The sequence below is a fragment of the Rhodococcus sp. P4_E4 genome (genome assembly GCF_056401575.1).
In genome coordinates this window covers 47,161-68,800 of record NZ_JBFUJB010000005.1, presented here as the reverse complement: position 1 = coordinate 68,800, position 21,640 = coordinate 47,161, and the positions used below count along the sequence as shown (strand labels likewise).

Annotated in this window: 18 protein-coding genes; 7 read left to right on the top strand and 11 right to left on the bottom strand. The window is 63.0% G+C overall.

Going from position 1 to position 21,640, the window contains the following annotated elements; all coding sequences use genetic code 11:
• Nucleotides 1-245: 245 nt before the first annotated feature.
• Nucleotides 246-737, top strand: a complete 492-nt coding sequence (locus AC1DVN_RS07665; protein ID WP_019746206.1) for a DUF6301 family protein — start codon at nt 246-248, stop codon at nt 735-737.
• Between the two features lie 176 nt (nt 738-913).
• Here AC1DVN_RS07665 and AC1DVN_RS07660 read toward each other — a convergent pair whose 3' ends face one another.
• Entirely contained in the window at nt 914-1,180 is a 267-nt protein-coding gene (locus tag AC1DVN_RS07660) for a hypothetical protein (protein WP_019746205.1), read from the bottom strand.
• A 716-nt stretch (nt 1,181-1,896) separates the two neighbouring features.
• On the opposite strand from AC1DVN_RS07660, the gene rsmG reads away from it, so the two are divergent.
• The 4 genes from rsmG to AC1DVN_RS07640 all read left to right on the top strand — a co-directional run bounded on the left by rsmG (nt 1,897) and on the right by AC1DVN_RS07640 (nt 5,644).
• Nucleotides 1,897-2,577: a 16S rRNA (guanine(527)-N(7))-methyltransferase RsmG gene (gene rsmG, locus AC1DVN_RS07655; protein ID WP_019746204.1), complete on the top strand. Its 681-nt coding sequence runs from the start codon at nt 1,897-1,899 to the stop codon at nt 2,575-2,577.
• Between the two features lie 81 nt (nt 2,578-2,658).
• Nucleotides 2,659-3,663, top strand: coding sequence for a ParA family protein (locus AC1DVN_RS07650; protein ID WP_020909862.1), 1,005 nt, complete (start codon nt 2,659-2,661; stop codon nt 3,661-3,663).
• Nucleotide 3,664: 1 nt separating this feature from the next.
• Nucleotides 3,665-4,705: a ParB/RepB/Spo0J family partition protein gene (locus tag AC1DVN_RS07645; protein ID WP_019746202.1), complete on the top strand. Its 1,041-nt coding sequence runs from the start codon at nt 3,665-3,667 to the stop codon at nt 4,703-4,705.
• Between the two features lie 255 nt (nt 4,706-4,960).
• On the top strand, nt 4,961-5,644 hold the full coding sequence (locus AC1DVN_RS07640; protein WP_019746201.1) for a hypothetical protein: 684 nt from the start codon (nt 4,961-4,963) through the stop codon (nt 5,642-5,644).
• Nucleotides 5,645-5,664: 20 nt separating this feature from the next.
• On the opposite strand, the gene AC1DVN_RS07635 is transcribed toward AC1DVN_RS07640, so the two are convergent.
• The 4 genes from AC1DVN_RS07635 to nox form a co-directional block, all read right to left on the bottom strand.
• Nucleotides 5,665-6,855: an N-acetylmuramoyl-L-alanine amidase gene (locus AC1DVN_RS07635; protein ID WP_020909860.1), complete on the bottom strand. Its 1,191-nt coding sequence runs from the start codon at nt 6,853-6,855 to the stop codon at nt 5,665-5,667.
• Between the two features lie 128 nt (nt 6,856-6,983).
• Nucleotides 6,984-7,307 carry a thioredoxin gene (gene trxA / locus AC1DVN_RS07630; RefSeq protein WP_003942530.1) on the bottom strand — a complete coding sequence of 108 codons (324 nt, stop codon included), beginning with the start codon at nt 7,305-7,307 and terminating at the stop codon, nt 6,984-6,986.
• 38 nt (nt 7,308-7,345) lie between these two features.
• Nucleotides 7,346-8,353, bottom strand: a complete 1,008-nt coding sequence (trxB, locus tag AC1DVN_RS07625) for a thioredoxin-disulfide reductase (protein WP_019746199.1) — start codon at nt 8,351-8,353, stop codon at nt 7,346-7,348.
• Nucleotides 8,354-8,484: 131 nt separating this feature from the next.
• On the bottom strand, nt 8,485-9,696 hold the full coding sequence (gene nox / locus AC1DVN_RS07620) for a 4,4'-dithiodibutanoate disulfide reductase (protein WP_019746198.1): 1,212 nt from the start codon (nt 9,694-9,696) through the stop codon (nt 8,485-8,487).
• Between the two features lie 98 nt (nt 9,697-9,794).
• Here nox and AC1DVN_RS07615 point away from each other — a divergent pair, with 98 nt between their 5' ends.
• The gene (locus AC1DVN_RS07615) at nt 9,795-10,361 is read left to right on the top strand and encodes a helix-turn-helix domain-containing protein (protein WP_019746197.1); all 567 of its coding nucleotides are present in this window, start codon (nt 9,795-9,797) and stop codon (nt 10,359-10,361) included.
• 9 nt (nt 10,362-10,370) lie between these two features.
• Here AC1DVN_RS07615 and AC1DVN_RS07610 read toward each other — a convergent pair whose 3' ends face one another.
• The 5 genes from AC1DVN_RS07610 to AC1DVN_RS07590 are packed head-to-tail and all read right to left on the bottom strand — an operon-like array spanning nt 10,371 to nt 18,769.
• Nucleotides 10,371-11,087, bottom strand: coding sequence for a hypothetical protein (locus tag AC1DVN_RS07610; RefSeq protein WP_019746196.1), 717 nt, complete (start codon nt 11,085-11,087; stop codon nt 10,371-10,373).
• A 53-nt stretch (nt 11,088-11,140) separates the two neighbouring features.
• Complete coding sequence (gene sigM / locus AC1DVN_RS07605; protein WP_019746195.1) at nt 11,141-11,767, bottom strand: RNA polymerase sigma factor SigM; 627 nt, start codon at nt 11,765-11,767, stop codon at nt 11,141-11,143.
• 47 nt (nt 11,768-11,814) lie between these two features.
• The gene (locus AC1DVN_RS07600) at nt 11,815-15,834 is read right to left on the bottom strand and encodes a lipid II flippase MurJ (protein ID WP_097386592.1); all 4,020 of its coding nucleotides are present in this window, start codon (nt 15,832-15,834) and stop codon (nt 11,815-11,817) included.
• Nucleotides 15,831-18,185 (bottom strand): DUF6049 family protein, encoded by a 2,355-nt coding sequence (locus AC1DVN_RS07595; protein ID WP_021332610.1) that lies wholly within the window; start codon nt 18,183-18,185, stop codon nt 15,831-15,833. The genes AC1DVN_RS07600 and AC1DVN_RS07595 overlap by 4 nt, the downstream gene beginning before the upstream one ends.
• Complete coding sequence (locus AC1DVN_RS07590; RefSeq protein WP_019746192.1) at nt 18,182-18,769, bottom strand: NUDIX hydrolase; 588 nt, start codon at nt 18,767-18,769, stop codon at nt 18,182-18,184. The genes AC1DVN_RS07595 and AC1DVN_RS07590 overlap by 4 nt, the downstream gene beginning before the upstream one ends.
• Before the next feature lie 111 nt (nt 18,770-18,880).
• Between AC1DVN_RS07590 and AC1DVN_RS07585 the strand changes: the two genes are divergently transcribed.
• Nucleotides 18,881-20,332 carry a CCA tRNA nucleotidyltransferase gene (locus tag AC1DVN_RS07585; RefSeq protein WP_019746191.1) on the top strand — a complete coding sequence of 484 codons (1,452 nt, stop codon included), beginning with the start codon at nt 18,881-18,883 and terminating at the stop codon, nt 20,330-20,332.
• Here AC1DVN_RS07585 and AC1DVN_RS07580 read toward each other — a convergent pair.
• On the bottom strand, nt 20,316-21,623 hold the full coding sequence (locus AC1DVN_RS07580) for an MFS transporter (RefSeq protein WP_021332609.1): 1,308 nt from the start codon (nt 21,621-21,623) through the stop codon (nt 20,316-20,318). The genes AC1DVN_RS07585 and AC1DVN_RS07580 overlap by 17 nt on opposite strands.
• Between the last annotated feature and the right edge of the window lie 17 nt (nt 21,624-21,640).

Here is a 21,640-nt window from a genome sequence, read left to right as displayed (position 1 = left end):
CCTCAGGAGGAATAGTCGGCCTTCGTTTCACGTGAAACCGGATCGATGGTTGTTGCCCCGAGCCCTCGATCTCCGCCCCAGATTGCCGCCACAATGGATCACCGACCTGATGTCGTCAGGCCTGCTGGCAAGGTCGTCACCTTCGGCGCTGGCATCCGATGACCGACAACCCGCCAGCCCTCACTTCGACGGCCCCCGGATTGGGGCGTCATCAACAACGATCAACAAGGAATTAGCATCCACACATGCACGTCGACATCGAAGGCGCCACCCGGATCGCCCGCCTCGCCGCAGAATTCGACTGGACCTGGGCCGTCGACGACCTCGAACCCTTCTGCGCACAAGCTGGATGGGAACTCGTCGAACTCAGGCAAGGTGGCGGCTCGATACGAACGAACCTTCATGTCTGCCGGCCGAAGGCGAACATGTTCGGGCGGCAACACAGAATGGATTGGATCTCGATCTTCGTCACGGACGTGGCAGATGATGCTACGCCCATGACAGTGGTGCGCCCGCTGCGGAACGCAGGGTTCGCGAATCTCACTGCGGCACTGACTTCCGTCCTTCCGATACCCACGTACTCCGAGCCCGGACCTGAGGCAACTATCCGGTGGGACCTGCCCAAAGTGGTCGTCATACTCAGTATGAGCCCCAGCGCGATCCACCTGCGACTGACGAGTCCGGGGTATCAGGCATGGGTGGATGAGCCCGAACCGGAGTATGAGGACGAGGACTAGCGATCGAGGTCGGCGAGATCGAATCCGGTGTGGGAACAGGTTTGCGCGCTCTCACAGGAATCGGACCAATCACATCGAGTGGGCTTCGTCGCCACGCAAAGTCGATGATGCTGTTGCGGGCTTCGGGGTGAGATCGGCGGCGACTACTTTGCCAAGCAAACCGGAATCGACCTCATCTACACGGGCTCCGGTTCATAGACTGCGGACCGCGTCGGGGTAATCACGGGACCGCCCTGAGTTCGGTTGACTCGCGGGGTGTGCGCGATCGGCGTCGCGCCCACACCCGCTCCTGGTCTCGTCATGAGGGCGGATCCGGGCTGTACGAGGTGGAAGGACTTCGCGGTGCCCGGATCGAACTCGTAAGCGATGATCTTGTTGGTTCCGGGTTCGGTATGCACCAACGGGTAGTCGTAGTCTTTGCCGTCCAACAACTCCTGCACCAAGCGCGGATCTTAATCGCGCAGAGCCTGCAGCGCTTTCGAGTCCAGGCGCAGGAATTCATCCTGCGCATCGGGCAGGTCCCCTGCTCGACTTTGATCTTCCCGCCGACACCGGTATCCACATCGAAGGCGAACTCGCCATGCGCATCCTGTGGTGCGAAGCTCCTTGATTGATTCGCGGTTTGTGATGCCAAGTCTCCGGTGTCCCGCAACAGGAGTGTCAAGCCGACGGATGTATGGCTCGCAACAACCGGCGATGAGATACCGATGCTGTCCGGGACTTGGACTCGAAGCTCATCCGCGTCTAACAACAGATTGCGTCAGACTGACAGAGTCCGTTCGGCTGTCCGACGGCGGCAATTCTCTACAACCACTTTTCGTAAAAAATTGCCCATTTTGGGCCCGAATTCCATCCATGTAACTACCTACGGCAGTTTCGTCACTGTGATGATATTGAAAATCGACCTACTATCTCCATGCGACCTTCCGGCTATGTTTCACGTGAAACGGGTCAGATTTCGGCGAATTATCAGCGCAATGTTTCACGTGGAACGTGAACCCCTCCCCTCCCCCACTTGAATTTTGGGCGGAATACTTCCCAAAGAATGAACGAGTCGGCAGACTCACAGCGAGTCGGTGTGCAGAAGCGAACACATGTCGGCTCCAGAGCGGATAATGATTTCGGTCTTGATTGTTGATTTCGCGGTTTACGCGGGAGGATGTTTCACGTGGAACAGAATGGTGCGGCGTCGGTTGACTGGGACGAACAAGAGACTGCGCGCGCAGTGTTCGGTGACAGATATGAGATCGCGGAACGGTACTACCAATCCCTGGCAACGGATGGTGTCGAGCGCGGGCTCATTGGTCCCCGTGAGGTTCCCCGACTGTGGGAGCGTCACCTTCTCAATTGCGCAGTGATCGGTGAACTGATCGCCGAAGGTGAGTCGGTTGTGGACGTAGGAAGCGGTGCCGGCCTACCCGGAATCCCTCTCGCGATCGCCCGCCCGGACTTGAAGGTGACTCTCGTCGAACCGTTGCTTCGACGCTCTGTGTACCTCGCGGAGTTCATCGAGTCCAACGGATTGGACGTATTGGTTGTCCGAGGGCGAGCCGAGGAATCGGGTGTTGTGAAGGAAGCGGGCGGTGCGGACGTGGTCACTTCGCGGGCCGTGGCGCCTCTGGAGAAGCTCGCACGTTGGTCCCTCCCACTCATTCACGAGCACGGCCGGATGTTGGCACTCAAAGGTTCGAGCGCCGCCGAGGAGATCGAGCGGGACCGTACGGCGCTCACCAAATTGGGCGCAGGTAAGTTGGAAATACTCGAATGTGGAGCCAAGATTCTCCGCACCCCCACCGTGGTGGTGAAGGCCGAACGTCTCCCGAAGCGTCGCCAGCGTTGATGATTTACACGCATGCAATCGAGAGCAATGTACAGATGATGAGAGCACCTAGTGATCGATTCCCAATCGAAGGAGCAGTCAATGTCGGGTCGATCTGAATCCGCCGTTTCACGTGAAACACCGAAGCAGCACACGGGCGCGGGTGCGGATCAGATCGTCAACGACGACGACGACAATTTCACCGCCCCCTACGCGGCGATCTCCTCGGAGGAGACTCCCATCGGGGCGGCCGCGCATCGAGCGAGCCAGGTGCTTCACCCCCATTCGGTGACGCTGCCGAAGCCGGCGTTCCGCCGCGTGATCACCATCGCGAACCAGAAGGGCGGCGTCGGTAAGACGACGACCACGGTGAACCTTGCGTCGGCGCTCGCTCTTCAAGGGCTCACTGTCCTCGTGGTCGATTTGGACCCTCAGGGCAACGCCAGCACGGCTCTGGGCGTCGTCCATACCTCGGGCACCCCCTCCAGTTACGAGTTGCTCATAGGCGAAGTGAAGGCCCCGGAGGCGATCCAGACCAGCCCGCACAGTGAGCGCCTTCTCTGCATCCCGGCAACGATCGATCTGGCGGGCGCCGAGATCGAATTGGTCTCCATGGTTGCCCGCGAGAATCGACTCAAAGGCGCGCTCAACGACAAGGTGCTCGCAGAGCTCGACGTCGACTTCGTCCTCATCGACTGCCCGCCCTCGCTGGGGCTGCTGACCGTCAACGCGATGGTCGCTGCCAAGGAAGTCCTGATCCCGATCCAGTGCGAGTACTACGCCCTCGAGGGGGTCGGTCAGTTGCTCCGCAACATCGAACTCGTCCAGGCTCATCTGAACCCGGATCTGCATGTCTCCACGGTCCTTCTGACGATGTACGACGGGCGCACCAAGCTGGCCGACCAGGTCGCCGAAGAAGTACGCAAGCACTTCGGCGAGGCCGTACTGCGCGCTGTGATTCCCCGCAGTGTGAAGGTTTCCGAGGCTCCCGGATACGGAATGACAGTTCTCGATTACGACCCCGGTTCACGCGGCGCCATGAGTTACCTCGACGCCGGACGCGAACTTGCCGCCCGCTCTGCCACCACGACGACCCAGGAGCAGTGAGATGAGTCAAGCACGCAAAGGTGGATTGGGCCGCGGCTTGGCTGCTCTCATCCCCACTGGGCCGGCCACGGCACCGGGTTTGGGATCGGCTGCAGCGGACGTCGTAATCGGCGTCGACAAGCGCAACCCCTCCCCTCCCCCACCGACTAAGGCAGCTCCGAAAACGCCGAAAGCCACCAAGGCGACGGCGGCGAAGGCTCCGGTGGAAGCTGAGCCGGAGACCGAACTCGAGCCGACCGGCGCGGTCTATCTCGAGATCGAACCGAGCCTGATCGAGACGAACCCGAAGCAGCCCCGCAGCGTTTTCGACGAGGAAGCACTCGCGGAGTTGGTTCACTCGATCCGTGAATTCGGTTTGATGCAGCCGATCGTGGTCCGTCGTCACGGTGACAAGTACCAACTTGTCATGGGTGAGCGTCGCTGGCGCGCGAGCCAGGAAGCCGGGCTGGAGAAGATTCCGGCGATCATTCGTGAAACCGATGACGACTCGATGTTGCGCGACGCGCTCCTCGAGAACATCCATCGAGTGCAGTTGAACCCCCTCGAGGAGGCAGCGGCGTATCAGCAGTTGCTCGAGGAGTTCGAAGTAACCCACGAAGAATTGGCCAATCGGATCGGACGTTCGCGTCCCGTCGTGACCAACATGATTCGTCTGCTGAAGCTGCCGGTGGCGGTTCAGCGCCGCGTTGCGGCTGGAGTACTTTCGGCCGGCCATGCTCGCGCACTGCTGTCCCTCGAGGCGGGTGCCGACGCTCAGGAAGTCATGGCGGCACGCATCGTCGCCGAAGGAATGTCGGTTCGCGCGACGGAGGAAGCCGTCACTCTTGCCAACCGGGCGGACAACGAGATCGCTCCCCCGCAGAAGCGCAAGCCCATCGTGATGCCGGGTCTGCAGGATGTAGCCGAGCGGTTGTCGGACTCGTTCGACACCCGGGTGACTGTCAGTCTGGGCAAGCGGAAGGGAAAGATTGTGGTCGAATTCGGCTCGGTCGACGACCTACAACGCATCGTCGGAATGATGGAAGCGCAGAAATCGACGTAGTGAACTCGGATGCCCGTTTGGTGACGTAATTACGATGACCGGGCACACCACCTATTTTCGTCACTGTGACGAATTTAGGTGGTCCGAGCTTCTCGAAATCTTGAACCGGGACGAAAGATGTTGAACAGCAATACATTAGAGCGATCAACTCTCGCGCCACTGCCGACTCGGTACAGCTGGCCTATCCTGGAGAAGAAAAAAGCGGCGGGCGAACATCAAAACCGCTTCGGGGACCTACGGAGAGTGAGTTAGTCAGTGTCGACTCACGTCATCACCTCTCTCACGCTCGACAGCCTCGATCAGCTTTCYGCCCATGCGCGTCGATGCGTGTTCTGGGAGATGGACCCGGGCGCGCTTCACGACGCCCGAGGATTCTGCGATCAGGAATTCGAGAAGGAAGCCTGGCTGTCGATGGTCATGCTCGAGTGGGGTTCGTGCGGACAGGTCGCCGTCCGCGACGGAAAGCCGCTCGGAAGTGCGTTGTACGCCCCTCCCCGCATGATCCCGCGCGCGCAACTGTTTCCGACCAGCCCGGTCAGCTCGGACGCAGTGCTTCTGACAAGCCTTCGCCTCGAGCCCTCGGGCATAGAGGAAGAACTAGGACCAAGCCTGATGGCCGCTGTCGTGACAGATCTGGTTCGACGCGGAGTTCGTGCGCTCGAGGCATTCGGTATCCGTAGCGACGACTTGGGACCTGCTTCCGACGTGGCCAGCGCAACGGCCGCTCTGGAATGTTCACCCGCAGAATGCATGATCAGTGCCGAGTTCCTCGAGGACTACGGTTTCGAGGTCGTGGCACCGCACCATCGCTATCCGCGGCTTCGTCTCGAACTCAATCGAGATCACGAATGGAAAGTCGACGTCGAAGAAGCCCTCGACCGTCTACTGAAGGCCGCAGCTCTCGAAATGGTGGAGATCAGCGAGCTCGCCAGAGTGTGAGCAGGTGCCGACCGCAGGACCTACGAAATGCGGTCGGCTACCGAAAGTTCTTCAGCGAGAAGCTCGGCGAAGGTGAAGGTGCCGGTCGGCTGATCGTCTTGACCCAGCAGGTACAGCCGCTTGACCGAGATCAAGATGGCTTCGGCAATGGTGTCCCGCATCCGCGGATTCGTCAGTACCGCAACGTCGGACGCGTTGGACAGGTAGCCGAGATCGATCTGCACCGTCGGCATGTTGGTGAGGCGCAACAACTCCCACGTCCGACCGTGAGTTCTGCAGTCCCGCAACGGAGTTCGCGCAACGATCTCGCGCTGAACGAAACCGGTCAACACCTGCCCGATCATCGAGACCGAACCGTGCGAATTTCCGAAGTGGAAGCTCGCGACGCCGTTTGCCGACGGGCTCGAGTTGCTGTCGCAACGCAGGGAGATCATCAGATCCGCGTCGAACGCATTGGATGTCAGTGCGCGCTCGGCCTCGGTGGGATCGGCGTTGTGCGGGCGGGAGAGGAAAGTTTCCATCCCGGTTGCGGCCATCCGCCCCTCGAGTCGCATGGCCAGATCCCAGAGGATGTCAGCTTCGGAGATGCCGTTGACGATGTTGCCCGTCGACGGCCCGCCGAGGCCGGGATCGATGACGATGCGCTTACCGCCCAGTTGCGGGCCCTTGCGCCGCACCAGTTCCTCTTCGCTGATCGCATGTGGGGAACCACCGGTGACGCGGGTTCCCAGAAGTTCCAGCGAACGGAGTGTCTGCGGGCCGCAGATACCGTCGGCGGCGATCCCGATTTCACGCTGGAAAGACGAGAGAGATTCGTGGGTTTGCGGACCGAAGAAACCGTCGACCCGGCCTGCGTAGAAGCCCAGATCTTGCAGTTTTGCCTGCAGCGCTGCGACGTCGTCGCCGTACAGCGGCGCGGACAACTGGTAGATCAACGTACGGGCACCCAGGCGGTACGAGGCCTCACGAAGTGACCGATAGGTCGCCGGGCCCACAATGCCGTCGACAAGAAGCCCACGCTGCTGCTGGAAGGCACGAACGGCGCTGTCGAGTTGATGATCGAAGATGGCGTCGGGTGCAACCCAGTGGGCACCGTCGGCGCTTTCACGTCGAATGCCGGAAGTTCCGTGATGGAGGTATCCCAGCTTCGTCAATGTGCCCCGAATCTCGGCGACGGCCGGGCCGTGATCGCCGTGTCGGAGTCTGTGCATGCGTGAAAGCCTCTCGGATCGGTTAACGAATTCGATCGATGTGCCTGGTCGTAGACCCGATCAGGCACATCGATCGATTATCTCAGAAATTCTGTGGATTGCGAGAATCCACGATGCTCACCCAGCCGTCAGAGAACGTCTGCGAGGTCCTTGAGCAGCGCGGCCTTGCCCTTGGCGCCGACGATCGTCTTGATCGGCTTGCCGTCCTTGAACAGGATCATCGTCGGGATCGACATGACCTGGAAATCGCGCGCGGCCGCGGGGTTGGCATCGATGTCGAGCTTGGCGACGGTCAGCTTCTCGCTGTTCTCGCCGGCGATCTCCTCGAGGACCGGGGCGACCATCTTGCACGGGCCGCACCAGGTTGCCCAGAAATCGACCAGAACGGGCTTGTCGCTGCCCAGGACGTCCTGCTTGAAGGAATCGTCGGTGATGGTGACGGTATTCGACACTGTTACTCCTCGAGGGTTGGGTACGACAGCTTGGTGAATCAGGGAGCGCCGACGACGTCGACCGTGTGGCCGGCTGCGTCGAGCGTGTTGGCGGTGATGTCGCCGCGGTCGGCCAGCCAGCGTTCGGCGTCGATTGCTGCGGAGCATCCGGTGCCGGCAGCGGTGATCGCCTGACGGTACGTGTGATCGACCAGGTCACCGGCAGCGAAGACGCCGTCGACGGAGGTCGCGGTGGAACCGGGAGCGACGCGCACGTATCCGGCGTCGTCGAGATCGACCTGGCCCTTGACGAGTTCACTGCGCGGGTCGTGGCCGATGGCGACGAACATGCCGGTGATCTCGAGTGTGGAAGTTTCACCGGTGACGGTGTCGCGCACGACGAGGCCGGTGACGCTGTTCTCACCGAGCACCTCGACGGGCTCGGCATTGGTCAGGAAGCGGATCTTCTCGTTGGCCTTGGCGCGCTCGAGCATGATCCGTGAGGCGCGGAACTCCTCGCGGCGGTGCACCAGGGTGACCGAGCGAGCGAAGCGGGTGAGGAAGGTTGCTTCTTCCATCGCGGAGTCGCCGCCGCCGACCACGACGATGTCCTGGTCACGGAAGAAGAAGCCGTCGCAGGTGGCGCAGGCGCTGACGCCACGGCCGAGGAGGCGTTCTTCACCGGGAATGCCCAGGTAGCGGGCTGCTGCGCCCATGGCGAGGATGATCGCGTGCGCGGCGTAGGTTTCGCCGTTCGCGACGACCGTCTTGATCGGGCCGCTGAGATCGATCTCCTCGACGTCCTCGGTGCGGATGTCGGTGTCGAAGCGCAGTGCCTGCTCGCGCATCTGTTCCATCAGATCGGGGCCCATGATTCCTTCGCGGAATCCGGGGAAGTTCTCGACCTCGGTGGTGGTCATGAGGGCGCCACCGAACTGGGTTCCCTCGAAGAGCAGGGGCTGGAGCTCAGCGCGCGCGGTGTAGACACCAGCGGTGTAGCCGGCCGGTCCGGAACCGACAATGATGACGTCATGGACCGCGGGCGTGGTTTCCAGCTGGGTGGTCATGCGAGCCTTCCAATAGTGAGTGCAGACCCTCCGCTTCTTGGAGAGCCGTACCGATCAACACCAGGATAAGGGGTGTTGTTCCCGCACTCCGCTGGAAAGTGGCTCACAGCCGGCAGCTCACAGCGCGGGACTCACTGGGCGGGGCGCGGTGCCTCCCGAACCACCAGCGCGTCCCGAACCACACAGCGCGTGCCGGTGTAGATGGTGGGCATGCACTTGTTGCAGTGGATACACAGACCCTCGTCGACGCTCTCGGCCTGAAATTTGTTGACCAGTTGTGGGTCCCTGAGCAGTGCGCGCGCCATGGCGACGAACTCGAATCCTTCATCCAGTGCGTGCTCGATGGTGTCGACGCGGTTGATGCCGCCGAGCAGGATCAGTGGCATCCTCAGCGCCTGTCGGAACTGACGGGCGAAGGGCAGGAAGAAACCCTCCTCGAACGGGTACGTCGGAAAGATTTTGGGACCGTAGAACTTCAGCCCGTACCCGACGAGTTTGGGTTGGGAGGCGACAAACTCAGCCAGTGGGACCTCGCCGCGGAAGAAGTACATTCCGTTGAGAAGTGAACTGCCACCGGTCAATTGCATCGCGTCCAGGTGGCCGTCGGCTTCGAGAATCTGGGCTATCGGCAGGCTCTGGTCGAGCCACAGACCTTTCGGCACCCCATCGGACATGTTGAATTTCGCGGTGACCGCCACGCTGGATCCAGCGGCCACTCGCACCGCTTCGATGACTCGACGCGGATACTCGGCGCGCTTGGCGACGCTGCCACCGTATCGGTCGTGGCGTTTGTTCAGATTGGGGCTCATGAACGAACTGAGTAGATAGTTGTGACCGAGATGGACCTCGATGGCGTCGAATCCTGCGTCCACTGCGACGCGGGCGGCCCGTTCGAAGTCGGAGACAACACCGTCGAGTTCGGCAAGTGTCGCGCCTTTGACGAGGCCCATTGCGGGCGGACTCAGCCGGGTCGACGGCGCCAGGGTCTTCGTCTTGTTGGAAAGCGTGTTGGCAACCAGTCCCGCGTGGCCGATCTGCGCCGCGGCAAGCGCGCCTTCTGAGTGGACGGCGTCGGTCAGTCTGCGTAGTCCCGGCAGTGCGCGCTCGTCCATGACAAGGGTGTCGCGGTGGACTCGTCCACCTGGTGAGACGGCGCAGTAGGCGACGGTGGTCATTGCGGCCCCGCCCCGGGCGACTTCGGCGTGGAAGTTGATCAGATCGTCCGAGACCGCTCCCCGGGGCATGACGCCCTCGAACGTTGCAGCTTTGACGATGCGGTTGCGCAAGGTCAGAGGGCCGAGACGTGCGGGTTCGAATATCGACGGTGTGGGCGCTGTGGTCATTTTCAACTTCCTGCGACGGCCTGATCTTTACGATGCCAGTGGACTCGTAACTACGACGATATAGCGCCTACTCCCAATCTGTCCGACAATTCGACACGATGAACGCCACAGGATCAGGTCGCCCACGAGACCCACGCATCGACGACACAGTCCTCGAGGTCACCCGAGCGATGCTGCTCGAGGTCGGATGGGAGCAACTCAGCCTCCGGGCGATCGCGGCACGGGCAGGGGTCAGCCGAGCCTCGATGTCACGACGATGGCCGTCGAAGGCACATCTAGTTCTCGGATCGATCCTGGGTGCAACACCTGACCTGACACCGTTCGAGGGCACCGATCGCGACGGCTGGATCCGATGGGTGGTGGAGGGAAGTGCTCAGCTCTTCTCGCGGCCCGAGGTTCGTGCTGCGTCGCCGGGACTGCTGGCTGCGCTGCGCGACCATGACGACCTACGCAACGAATTGTGGCGCGGTTTCAGTGGGCCGAGCACGCAACTCTTCCTTCAGAATGCCGAAGATCCCGAATCGGCACGGCTCGATGCCAAGGCCGTGCTGGTATTGGCGGCCGGGGCAGCGATGTTTTCGAGTCTGATAGCGGTCGAGGACGATACGGATGCATTGCGTGGGAGGATTCTCGAGCTCCTGCTACCCGCGGCAACACCGCGCTGACCGTCGACGTCAGCCGATGTTCTTGACCGACAACGTATTCGGATTCCCGTCGCTGCAGTTGATGCCAACAGTGAGTGCAGTGATCTGACGCGGCTGCGATCCTGTGAAGAGTAGGACTATCGCCGGTGCACCGTCGATGCGAACCTCACCCGAACCGAGCACAGGCCTGCCCTTGTCGATGCCATTGGCGCTCAGGCAGCCGGCAAGCTTGGACGGATCATCCAGCGGTCCAAGGTTTTTGGATCCGATGAGTGAAAGCAGAGACGCCGAATCCGGATCGTCGACAGCAGATGTCACCGGTATGCTTGGTTGAGCGACAACGCTTTCGGCAGGTTCGGAATCTCGGGTTCCGATCACAACGATCACGAAGGCCACCAACACGGCTGCTGCGGCACCGAGCACCCACGCTTGTGGGCGTCGCCGGAACGGCACGACGGTTGTCTCTGCTGACGGCTCGACCTGACCGGACTGTAGATCCAGTGCCGAATTGATTCGCTCGGCAAGCGAATTCGGAATCCGTTCGTGAGAGGCCTCGCGCGAGTTCAGTGTCGCGAGTGATGCTGTGACGCTGTCTAGAGTAGTGACAAATGCGTGGGCGTCGGCGTCTGCGTGTACCAGCGGCCACAGAGCTGCACTGGTTTCGGGATCGAGAACCCCGGCGTGAAGATCCGCTAAGAGGTCCTCCGAAAACGGAGGCGACGGAACGCGAACAGACGGATCTGTCATGAACCCTCCCTCGGCAGTCGGTGTGGACGCTTACAAGATAGGACGCGGCCGGTTCACGAATGGTTCCCGCCTTCGCGAAAGTCCTCCAACTGGGCGGCGAGGCGCTTGCGCGCGCGGGCGCAGCGACTCTTCACGGTCCCTACGGGCACGCCCAACCTCTCGGCGGCCTCGGCCACCGGATACCCCTCGACATCGACGGCGACGACGGCAGCGCGCTGCTCAGGGGGCAGCGATGCCAGCGCTTGTTCGACGGTCAGGCTCATGTCCACTCCCGCCGCGTAATCGCGGTGATCACGGGGTTCCTCCGCATTCTCGGAAGACAGAGAGAACGCGGCCCGCGATTTGTTGCGTCGGATCCGGTCAAGGCAGGCATTGACCACGATGGTGTGGAGCCAACTACGCACCGCCGCATCGCCGCGGAACTTCGCCGCCTTGCGGTGCGCGGAGAGCAGACCCTCCTGGAGTGCGTCTGCCGCGTCCTCGTCCGAGTAACTCGTACGCCGGGCAACGTGCCACAGATGATCCTGATGCCGGACCAGTAGTTCACGGAACGCGTGTCGATCGCCCGCGACATGAGCGGTCAACAATTCGAAATCCGTCGGCTCGAGATTCTTGTTCTCGAAACTTCTGGATTCGAAATTTCCGGCTCCGCCCCCGGTGCCCCCCCGATAACTGTGCACGGGCGGATATTAGCCCAGTCGGTAGGTTTCAGAAGGGCCAAGGGCGATCACTTTGCAGCAGTGAATGCAATCTCCGAGATGGATGTCTGGTTTTGTCCGGATTCGGTGCTGAGCTGCGTAATCCAAACCAGGACATACTGACCCGAGCCGTCCGACGAGAGCGGAATGTCGGTCACACCGTTCTTCAGTACACCGGATCCGATTTCCTTGGTCTGATCCAGCGAAGTATTCGCAGAAGGGGCAGAACGGATTTCAACGACGGTTCCGGGCGAATCGGACGTGATCGCAATGTTTTTCAGGTTGGCCGCATCGGCGAGCGTCACCATCAGGCCGACGCCGTTCTTCAGGGACGGGAAGGGCTGGAAGTACGAGTCCGACGACCATGCGGTGGCCGGATTGCCGTCGATGGCGTTCTTCGCCGTTGCCGGCTGATCCGGCGTGCCCTGGGGCGAGAACACCGTTACGGCCGAGGCGGCTACCGGCACGGTTGCGGCCGCCGGTGCGGGGGCAGGTGAATTGTTCTCGGGCGCAGTAGCTTCGGTGGTCAAGCCGAAACTCTGCTCGCTGAGCGGGGTGTCGTTACTGCCGCCCGAGAGGAAGCTCGCTACCCACACCACAAGGAGAATCAGGACGATCACGGTGAAGACACCGAGCGCCGTCAGTGCCGCGAGCATCCGCGTCGACTTCTTCTTCTCGGCCTCGATGGCTTCGGGGTCGTTCAGTGCATGACCCGACGCACCCTGTTCGCGGTGGCCGAGACGAAGTGCCGGAATCATTTCCGTCTTGTCGTTGACGACGGACGCCTGATCGAGAATGTGCTGCACGGTGGCAGCAGTGCGGATTCCACTCTCCGACTGCAACGCTCGAACTGCCACGGCCGAGATGTCGAACGGAACCTCCGGACGGACGACCCGAGGCTCGACGATGTTGCCGTCGGCGCCGCGGCCGGCGGGAAGCAAACCACCGACGGGACCGGCGGACGGATCGGCGAGCGGCCAGCGCGCCGTGATGAGCGAGTACAGCATGGCGCCGAGACCGCGGACGTCGCTGGTGGAATCGGCGTCGGCAAGTGTCGCCGGGAACGCCAGTACGGCGTCACCGTTGATGCTGATGCGAACGCGGTCCGGGTGATCGATGGACAGCGCGCCGCCGGTGCGGTGAGCAGCTTCGGCAGCGGCCGCCAGGGCACGGATGGCGCGGGCTGCACCGATCGGTGACGGCGTGGTCTCGGCCATCTCACGCAGCGAGCGACCGGGAGTCCATTCGGCGACGACGATGCCACCCGAACTTCCGCGGACGACGTCGAGGACGCGAGCCAGTCCGGGCGAGTTGATCCTTCCCAGGCGCAGTGTGCGCGAGAGAACCGCCTGCGGTCCGGACTGGCTGTCGTCGTCACCGCGCTGATCGGCGTCGACGAACGTCAGGGCTACTTCACGGTCGAGCTTGACGTCGAGAGCTTCCCAGAACTGCAGTCCGCGGGTTCCGCCGTGCGGCGCGAGCAGACGGTAGCGTCCGCCGGCGACAGATGCGCCCGGGATGAGCTTGGGTCCACGGGGCATCGGTCGCTGGGCCGGTCGTGCTGCGGATCCGGCGGCAGGTGTGCGAGGCGCAGCGGGCGGCGGTGTCTGAGCTGCAGCCGTCTTCTGAGGTTCGGGTGCCTTCTTGTCCGGAGCAGGCGTCTTCGGCGCGGGTGTCTTCGACACAGGTGCTGAAGGTGTCTTCGACACGGGAGCCGAAGGTGTCTTCGACACACTGACCGGAGGCACCGGCGGTGCGGCCTTCTGCACCGGCGGCTGTGGCTTCTGGCCCTGCTGTGGCTTCTGGACCGGCCGCTGCGCGGGCTGCTGTGGCCTCTGACCCTGCTGTGGCTTCTGGCCGGCAGATGCGGAGGAACTCGTGGATGCAGGTGTGCCCGACGATGCCGTTGACTTCTGTTCGGACGCTTTCACGGCAGAAGTCCCGGCACTCTTGTTGCCGGAAACGTTGTCGTCGCTCACCCTCGCTCCTTCTCCATCGATAGCCCGTCCCCGAATACGCGCGGGTTGCGATCCTGTACGCCCATGACCAGGGTACGGGAGCGCACCCGGTCGTTCTTGCTCGTTTGATTCCGTTCTGATTGCAGGAATCAGCTCGGTGACGTCGTCGTCGGTGTTGTTACGTGTGTCCGGTTCGGCGCGACCTGTCAGTGAACGAATCTTGCGGGAGACCGCAACCGTTACCGACAGAACTTCCGGAACCTTCTTGAAGTAGAGAATCGTGAAGGTGATCGCGAGCATCAGGATGCCGCCGACGGCGACGCGAACCATCGAGCCGGGTCCGCCGAAACGCTCGGTGAGTTGATCGAATCCGAGGACGCGGTCGACCGCGAGCATGGTCAGCGAACCGGCCAGCGAGGCGAGTACGACGGACCAGACTGTCTTGCCCACGTTGGCCATCTGCAGGTTTCCGAGGCTGCGGTGCAGGAGGTATCCGCCGATGACGGCGCCGGTGATGTATCCGAGACCGTTGGCCGCACCGAGCAGGATCACGACCTGATCGCTGTTGGAGGCGAAGACCGGAGCGAGCGCCGAGAAAGCGATCTTCACTGCAGTGATGCCGAGAACGATCCACGTCGGCGTCCAGGCTTGTTCGCGGGCGTAGAACACACGAAGTTGGATCAGGACCAGCGCATACGGAATCAACGTGAATGCCGACCAGCTCACGGCAGTGCCGAGACGTTCGGCCTGTTCGGGCCCGAAGCGGCCGTAACCGTAAAGCGCTTCACCGACCTGCGGACCCATGAAGGTCAGGAACATGATGATCGGAACCAGCGTGATCATGGTCAGACGTGTTGCCACCGACAGGTCGTCCACGACGGCCGGGGTGTCGTCGGCCGCAGCGTTGCGGCTCAGGCGCGGCATGATCGCGGTCAGAACCGTCACTCCGAGCACGCCGTAAGGGAGCTGCAGGAGCAACCAGGCCTGGCTGTAGATGGCAGGGCCGGCTTCGTCGGCATGTGAGGAAATCTTGGTCGCGAAGATCATGCCCATCTGGCTGATCAGGACGTACAAGACGATGGCGACGGCCATGCCGCCGAACTGGCGCAGGCGATCGTCGAGACCCCACAGCGGCTTGAGCGAGATCTTCTCGCGGCGAAGTGCGGGGATCAGGCTGGCTGCCTGCACGATGACGCCGATGGTGATGCCGATGCCGAGGGTGAGCAGCTTGGCGTCGCCCATCGAGACCGGATCAAGCGAGATCTCGCCCGGAGTCAGGCGGTAGACCACGAGCACCACGAGGACGACGACGTTGTTGAGTACGGGAGCCCAGGCTCCGGGCTTGAAGATCTGCCTTGTGTTCAGAAACGCTGTGAACAGTGCCGACAGCCCGTAGAACAGGATCGCCGGCAGAAGTAGATACGACAGCGCCGTGGTCAGGTCGGTGCTGACCTTGCCGTCTTCGGACAGGAAGACGTATTTGGTGAGTACGGGTGCTGCCAGGGTCGCGAGCAGCGCGGCCATTCCCAGTAGAACGAGCGACGCCGTGAAGAGGCGTCGGACAAATGCTTCGCCGTGATCGGCGTCCTCCCGCTCGGCGCGGACCAGCACGGGGACGACGATCGCGGTCAGAACGGCGCCCAAGACGAGCTCCGCGATCATGTTCGGGATCTGGCTGGCCACGGTGAACGAACTGGCGATGGCCGGGCCGAGGACCATCAGGATCATCAACTGCTTGGCGAATCCCGTGATGCGGCTCGTCAGCGTCGCGATCGCGATGGAACCCGTCGCCGCGAGGAGGCGGGAGTTCGTCTCCTTACGATCACCGACCAGGGCGTGCGCGTCGGTGTCGAACTCGTCCGACTTGGTCGCCTGCCGATCGGCGAATTCCATCTCGGCTTCGCGATATCTGGGATAGTCGCGGATCACCGGGATGGTCATGGTGGGTGCGTCGTCGAAACGTGCGTCGGGGTTGACCGGCTGAATCGGGTAGCCGCGCTCCCACGGTGGCATCCGAGGATGCGAACGGGTCGTGGCACTCTTGCGGGTGATCGCCGAGCGGCGACCCTCCTCGGGTGGATTCCCGGTCATGAGCGTTCGTACCCTTCATCTGCTGGGTCCGGCTGACCCTTGAATCGATGCCACAGCCGTCGCCCTGCCAGGAACAGCAGCAACCCTCCCGCTGTCGCCGTCACGGCGGCCAGGGGACGACCGTACGCATTCGACCGTACGGTCACGCTGGTCGGCGTACCCAATTGGCGGCCATCTGTCGTGGTCAGCGAGAAGTTGACTTCCAGCTTGCGCGAATCGTTCATTTCGGCAGGCACAGTCAACTGTCGGCTACCTCGCGGCGGCAGCTGTTTGGGACCGATGTCACTGATCTGCATCTCGGGAGGGGCTTCCACACGCAGGTCGACGTTGATGGCGATGGGCAGCTCGTTGCGCGCCACCAGCAGGAGTGGGCTCTGCCCCGACGCGAGGGTGTAGACGCCGCCCGGAGACACCACGCTGACGGCCCGGTACATCCCGTCGACGGCTTCGGTGACGTTGTCGGCGCGGATGGTCGCAGCGCGCTCCGCCCGATTGACCGATGCGGAGTCGACGTTGCGGCGATCCGCCAAGGTCATCGAGCGAAGTAGATCTTCGCGGAGCGGTGCCGTGAATCCTCGGGGGGTGAGCGAAGCCGCCGGATCGTCCACGAGCGATGCTTCGAGCCCGTCGATACGCGGAAGTTGGGTGGTTGCGGTCTCGACGACGGACGTCTGCGGACCGTCCTGGGTGGCTCGGTCCGGGTAGTCGAGCGTGGCGGCGTCAGTGGCCCCCGGTTGTCTGCCGAGTAGTGCGGGCAGGGCCTGAGGTGAGGCGAGACCGGAGCGAATGAGGGTCGCGAGCATCGAGAGCACGGCGGTGGCGTCGTTGCTGTCCGCGGTCCACAGTTGCGGCGGCGCGAAGATCTGATTGCGCGGCAGAGAAGTCGGCGTCAGCGCGGCCCAGGCCATCGCTCCCAGCGCGTCCTGGCGCCGGGCGCTGCGCGATTCGATGTCGATGGTCGGCGCGGTGTCGTCGGGGATGTACGACGGGACCTGCGGCTCCGAGCCGGTGGCGGCCAAGGCTGCGGCTGCCGAGGTGTCGAACGCAAGCGCGTCGAGTGAGCCGGTTATCCGCGACGACAGTTGCGGGGCTGCCGAGTCGACGGAGGTGTCAGCCACCATCGCTGTGGTGGGATTCACGCTCAGCACCACTGCGGTGGCCGAGTCGAGGACACCCGAATCCGGCCAGACGAAATCTCGCAGTGACGTCACGCCGAGGATGTTGTCGACGATGTCTGCCGGGCGTGCGAGCGCGGTAGCCGTCAACTCCGGATTGGCCACCGAGGTGACTGCGGCGAGATCGGCCTGGGCGAACGGAACCGCCGTAGTGCACATCGAGGAGGCGAGGGTCTTCACCCGGCCGAGCCATTGGTTGGCGGCGTCGCTGCCACGGCCTTCGTGCGACGGTCCGGTGGGATCTGACGAGTTGTCGGCCACGAGGTATCCGCGAGTCATGTTCTCGACGGTGATGAGAAGGTCGGGGTCGATTGCCAGGCAGAGCGCATCCGTGACGCGGCGATCGGTATCGCTCTCGGGCTTGGTGGCGTTCTCCACCGCATCGACCAACGCGTCCAGGCGCCCGCCGTCGGAAAGTTCGGTGGCAAGTTCGTCGTCGATCAGGCGCACGGGTTCGTTGACCGCGCCCGGGATTCCGCCGACGAGTCGTGGCGCGTCGGCGAGCGGCCACATGAGCGTGACGCCGATCGGGGCGGACGTGTCGGGGGGAACGACGGCCGTCGCCGACGAACTGGGTGTTCCGGATGTGGCGTTCGATTCGGCCGCGGCCGGCACACCGAGCACTGGGAGCAGGAAGCGTGCGTCGTCGAGTCGGGCGGCCCCGCCGTATTCCGGGGTGCCGTTCACGTTGACGAGCATCGGGTAGACGCCCGGTTCGGTGATGTCGAGAGACAACCCGGTTGTGCTCCGGAGCGGCAAGGTGAGTGTGAACTGCTTGGACTGGCCGGTGTCGAGGGTGGTGGCAACGGTGTCGAATTCGCCGACCGTGTCGAAAACAGCCTGGTCGAAATCGAGTGCTGCGCGCACGTCCGAACTGGAGTCGATCGCGGGAGCGCGTTGCAGCCTCACTCCGACGTCCTCGACGGGACGGTCACCGACGTTCTTCACCGTGCCCTTGACCACGACGTTGCGGTCGCTGGTTGTCGTCACGGTGGTCGGTGCGGTGGAGTCGATGGTCAGCTGCAGAAATTTGGCATCGTTGGTGTTTCGCGCCGGGGCGCGCTCACTGGGCTGGCTGGACGGAGCGGCCCAGGAGACGGCCGTCGTCGCGGGCCCGAAACCGACAGCGGCCATCACCAAAGCGGCCACACCGGCCCGCCGCAGAGCCATTCTCATCCGGCGTCCGGTTCCTTCGGGTGCTGTACTCGCGGGATTTCAGGTCGGTGCATTTCAGGTCGCGGCATTTCAGCGATCATCTGCGATGCAAGTTCGGCCAGCTTGCGCTCGTCGGCGTATGCGAGTCGCTTGTGCAGTTCCGTCAGCGGCACCCAGGCGACTTCGGTGACCTCGATGTCCTCGTCGGAGAGTTCACCGCCGAGAAAGCGGAGGAGATAGTGGTGCACGGTCTTGTGGACGCGTCGACCTTCGGTCACGAACCAGTAGTCGATGCTGCCCAGCGGTGCCAGGACGGTTCCCTGGATACCGGTTTCTTCTTCGACCTCACGCATTGCGGTCTGTTCGGCCGTCTCACCTTGCTCGATATGGCCCTTGGGTAGCGACCAGAGCAGGCGTCCGCGGCGGTCGGTTCGGCCGATCAGTGCAGCGCAGAGGCGTTCGGGAGGTCCGCCCCAGCCGTCGACGACCAAGCCGCCCGCAGAAGTTTCACGGACGGTTCGCATCAAAGGTTTATCGGGGTTGCCGACGGCAGGTCGACGCCGCGGGTTGCGGCGACTCCTGTTTGTTCGTTCGGCACCAGACACCTCATCGATACTAGTTGGCCTTGCAGCGTTGCCCGGTAACCCGCGCAAAGCGGTCTATCGCGTTCGTATGCGCGTTCTGCTATTTGCGCACCTTAAGTAAGCTCCTTTCACGTGACTGTCCCTACCTCCGACGCTGATCGCCGCCTACGACTGCTTGCCGACGCCACTGCAACGCTCGGCACGTTGTCCGACGTGTTGAACCCGCTCGGTGAGCGTTTTGCCGAGGCCGGTCACGAGCTGTTCCTGGTGGGTGGCAGTGTTCGCGACGCGATCCTCGGCCGCTTCAGTGGCGATCTGGACTTCACGACGGACGCCAGGCCGGAGAAGGTTCAGGCTCTGCTCAAGGGCTGGGTGGACAAGCAGTGGGACACCGGCATCGAGTTCGGGACCATCAGCGCCATCAAGCACGGCCAGGAGATCGAGATCACGACCTTCCGGGCCGACGCTTACGACCGTGTCTCGCGTAATCCGATAGTCGAGTACGGAACGACGTTGGCCGACGATCTGGTGCGCCGCGATTTCACCGTCAACGCGATGGCGATGAAGATCGGCGCGGACGGTTCCTACACGTTTGTCGATCCGCTGAACGGCATGGACGCCCTGCTGGCCGGGGAACTCGATACGCCGTCGGCGCCGGAGAACTCGTTCAACGACGATCCGCTGCGGATGCTGCGCGCAGCCAGGTTCGTCTCGCAGCTTGGTTTCACGTTGAACAATCGCGTTTTCGAGGCCATCAAAGAGATGGCGTCGCAGATCGAAAGGATCACCGCCGAGCGTGTGCAGGTGGAGCTGAACAAAATGATGCTGGGCATGTACCCGGTGGACGGCATCAACATGATGGTCGACTCCGGACTGGCTGCATACGTGCTGCCCGAGGTTCCGCAGATGAAGCTCGAGATCGACGAGCATCACCAACACAAGGACGTCTACCAGCACTCCCTCACCGTGCTCCAGCAGGCGATCGATCTCGAAGAAGGCGATCCCGACCTCGTATTGCGTTGGGCTGCACTGCTTCACGACATCGGCAAGCCGGATACCAAGCGTAACGAGCCAGGCGGTGGCGTCAGCTTCCACCACCACGAGGTGGTTGGCGCCAAGCTGGTGCGCAAGCGCATGCGTGCCTTGAAATTCTCGAAGCAGATGGTCGACGACGTTTCGCAGCTCGTGTTCCTGCACTTGCGTTTTCACGGCTACGGCAAGGGACAGTGGACCGATTCGGCAGTGCGGCGGTACGTCACCGACGCGGGCGAGCTGCTCCCCCGGCTGCACAAGCTCGTCCGGGCCGACTGCACCACGCGTAACAAGCGCCGCGCCGCGCAGTTGCAGGCCACGTACGACGACATCGAAGAGCGGATTGCGCGCATCGCGGAGCAGGAAGACCTCGCTCGCGTGCGTCCGGACCTCGACGGCAACGCCATCATGGAACTGCTCAACATCCCGGCCGGCCCGCAGGTGGGCAAGGCATGGACGTTCCTCAAGGAACTACGTCTGGATCGCGGCCCGCTCGAGCGTGACGAGGCCGAAGCCGAACTGCTGAAGTGGTGGGCTACCCAGCAGGGCTAGTTTCTCGTTTCTTGCGGTTGAGCAGCACCGCTGACAATCCGGCGGCATAGACACCCGCGCCGGCAAGGGCCAGGCCGACGCTCTTGCCGTCGGGTGCGATCACCGTCGACGCTGCCGCGATCGCACCGATGAACGCGACGTTGAACACGGTGTCCTGCAAGGCGAATACCTGGCCACGACGGTCGTCGTCGATATCGATCTGCATGGCCGCGTCGCCGCTGAGTTTCACGGACTGCCCGGCGATGCCGAGCAGGAAGGCGGCGATCAGCAGCGATCCCTGCGTCAGGGTGGTCACGAAGACGAGCTGGACGGCCACCGCGCACACCAGGGCGTACGTGATCGTCCTTGAGCGACCGATCCGCGGGATGAGGAACGGTGTGATCAATGCCGCGATCAGCATTCCGATGGCCGTTGCACCGACGGCGACGCCGAATCCGGCCATCCCTCCAGGTAATTGGGAGCCGTTCGAGGTGTCGCGTAGGACCAGCACCATGATGAGGGTGTTGATGCCGAAGCAGATGCGGTGCGCTCCGATCCCGATCATTGCCGTGGTGACGCCAGGCGCCTCCCAGACAGCGGTTGCCCCGGTGCGCAGTCCGGCCGTTACCGAACGGACGGCGCTGGCACGAATCACTTCGTCGGCCACTGGACCAAGTGAGCGGGCGGTGAACCTGGCCGCGGCGAGGGCTGCGATCACCGATCCCAGTGCTGCGATGGCCACGGCGGCGCCTGACGCTCGATCCCCCGCGCCGATCACGCCGATGATCGCCACCGCTGCCGAAGCACCAAGAGCGGCTACCACCGAACCAGCCGTTGTGAGAACGGAATTGGTTGCCACCAGCCACGATTGTCGAACGACCTTCGGCAGGGCTGCGGATACGCCTGCCCCGACAAAGCGGCTGACCCCGATCGCAGCAAGCGCACACGTCAACAACAGAGTGTCACCGCCGCCGGCGACCAGCAGCACCGCGGTGGTCAGGATGAAGAGCCCGCGGAGCACACTCGCCCACAGGAGCACCAGGCGGCGGTCCCAACGATCCAGCAGAGCGCCGGCAAAGGGGCCGATCACCGAATAGGGAAGGAGCAGTACGGCAAAGCCGGCCGCTATCGCCACCGGATCGGTTTCACGTTCCGGGTTGAAGAGGATTGCGCCGCCGAGCGCGGCCTGGAACATTCCGTCGCCGAACTGGCTGGAAAAGCGGACGAGCGCCAGCCTTCCCAGGCCGGGTGATTCACGCAGGGTGTGCAGTACGCGCTGCCAGGCCTCGCGGCGGTTCGAGGCTCGGTTCATAAGCGGAAACTGTAGTG

What these genes read in the sequence shown, in the direction of transcription:
- rsmG (WP_019746204.1), top strand. Translation starts at nt 1,897, where the DNA reads ATGTTTCACGTGGAACAGAATGGTGCGGCGTCGGTTGACTGGGACGAA.
- trxB (WP_019746199.1), bottom strand. Translation starts at nt 8,353, where the DNA reads ATGACCACCCAGCTGGAAACCACGCCCGCGGTCCATGACGTCATCATT.
- AC1DVN_RS07595 (WP_021332610.1), bottom strand. Translation starts at nt 18,185, where the DNA reads ATGAGAATGGCTCTGCGGCGGGCCGGTGTGGCCGCTTTGGTGATGGCC.
- AC1DVN_RS07600 (WP_097386592.1), bottom strand. Translation starts at nt 15,834, where the DNA reads ATGACCGGGAATCCACCCGAGGAGGGTCGCCGCTCGGCGATCACCCGC.
- AC1DVN_RS07635 (WP_020909860.1), bottom strand. Translation starts at nt 6,855, where the DNA reads ATGCACAGACTCCGACACGGCGATCACGGCCCGGCCGTCGCCGAGATT.
- AC1DVN_RS07610 (WP_019746196.1), bottom strand. Translation starts at nt 11,087, where the DNA reads ATGACAGATCCGTCTGTTCGCGTTCCGTCGCCTCCGTTTTCGGAGGAC.
- AC1DVN_RS07665 (WP_019746206.1), top strand. Translation starts at nt 246, where the DNA reads ATGCACGTCGACATCGAAGGCGCCACCCGGATCGCCCGCCTCGCCGCA.
- AC1DVN_RS07645 (WP_019746202.1), top strand. Translation starts at nt 3,665, where the DNA reads ATGAGTCAAGCACGCAAAGGTGGATTGGGCCGCGGCTTGGCTGCTCTC.
- AC1DVN_RS07650 (WP_020909862.1), top strand. Translation starts at nt 2,659, where the DNA reads ATGTCGGGTCGATCTGAATCCGCCGTTTCACGTGAAACACCGAAGCAG.
- nox (WP_019746198.1), bottom strand. Translation starts at nt 9,696, where the DNA reads ATGACCACAGCGCCCACACCGTCGATATTCGAACCCGCACGTCTCGGC.
- AC1DVN_RS07580 (WP_021332609.1), bottom strand. Translation starts at nt 21,623, where the DNA reads ATGAACCGAGCCTCGAACCGCCGCGAGGCCTGGCAGCGCGTACTGCAC.
- AC1DVN_RS07615 (WP_019746197.1), top strand. Translation starts at nt 9,795, where the DNA reads ATGAACGCCACAGGATCAGGTCGCCCACGAGACCCACGCATCGACGAC.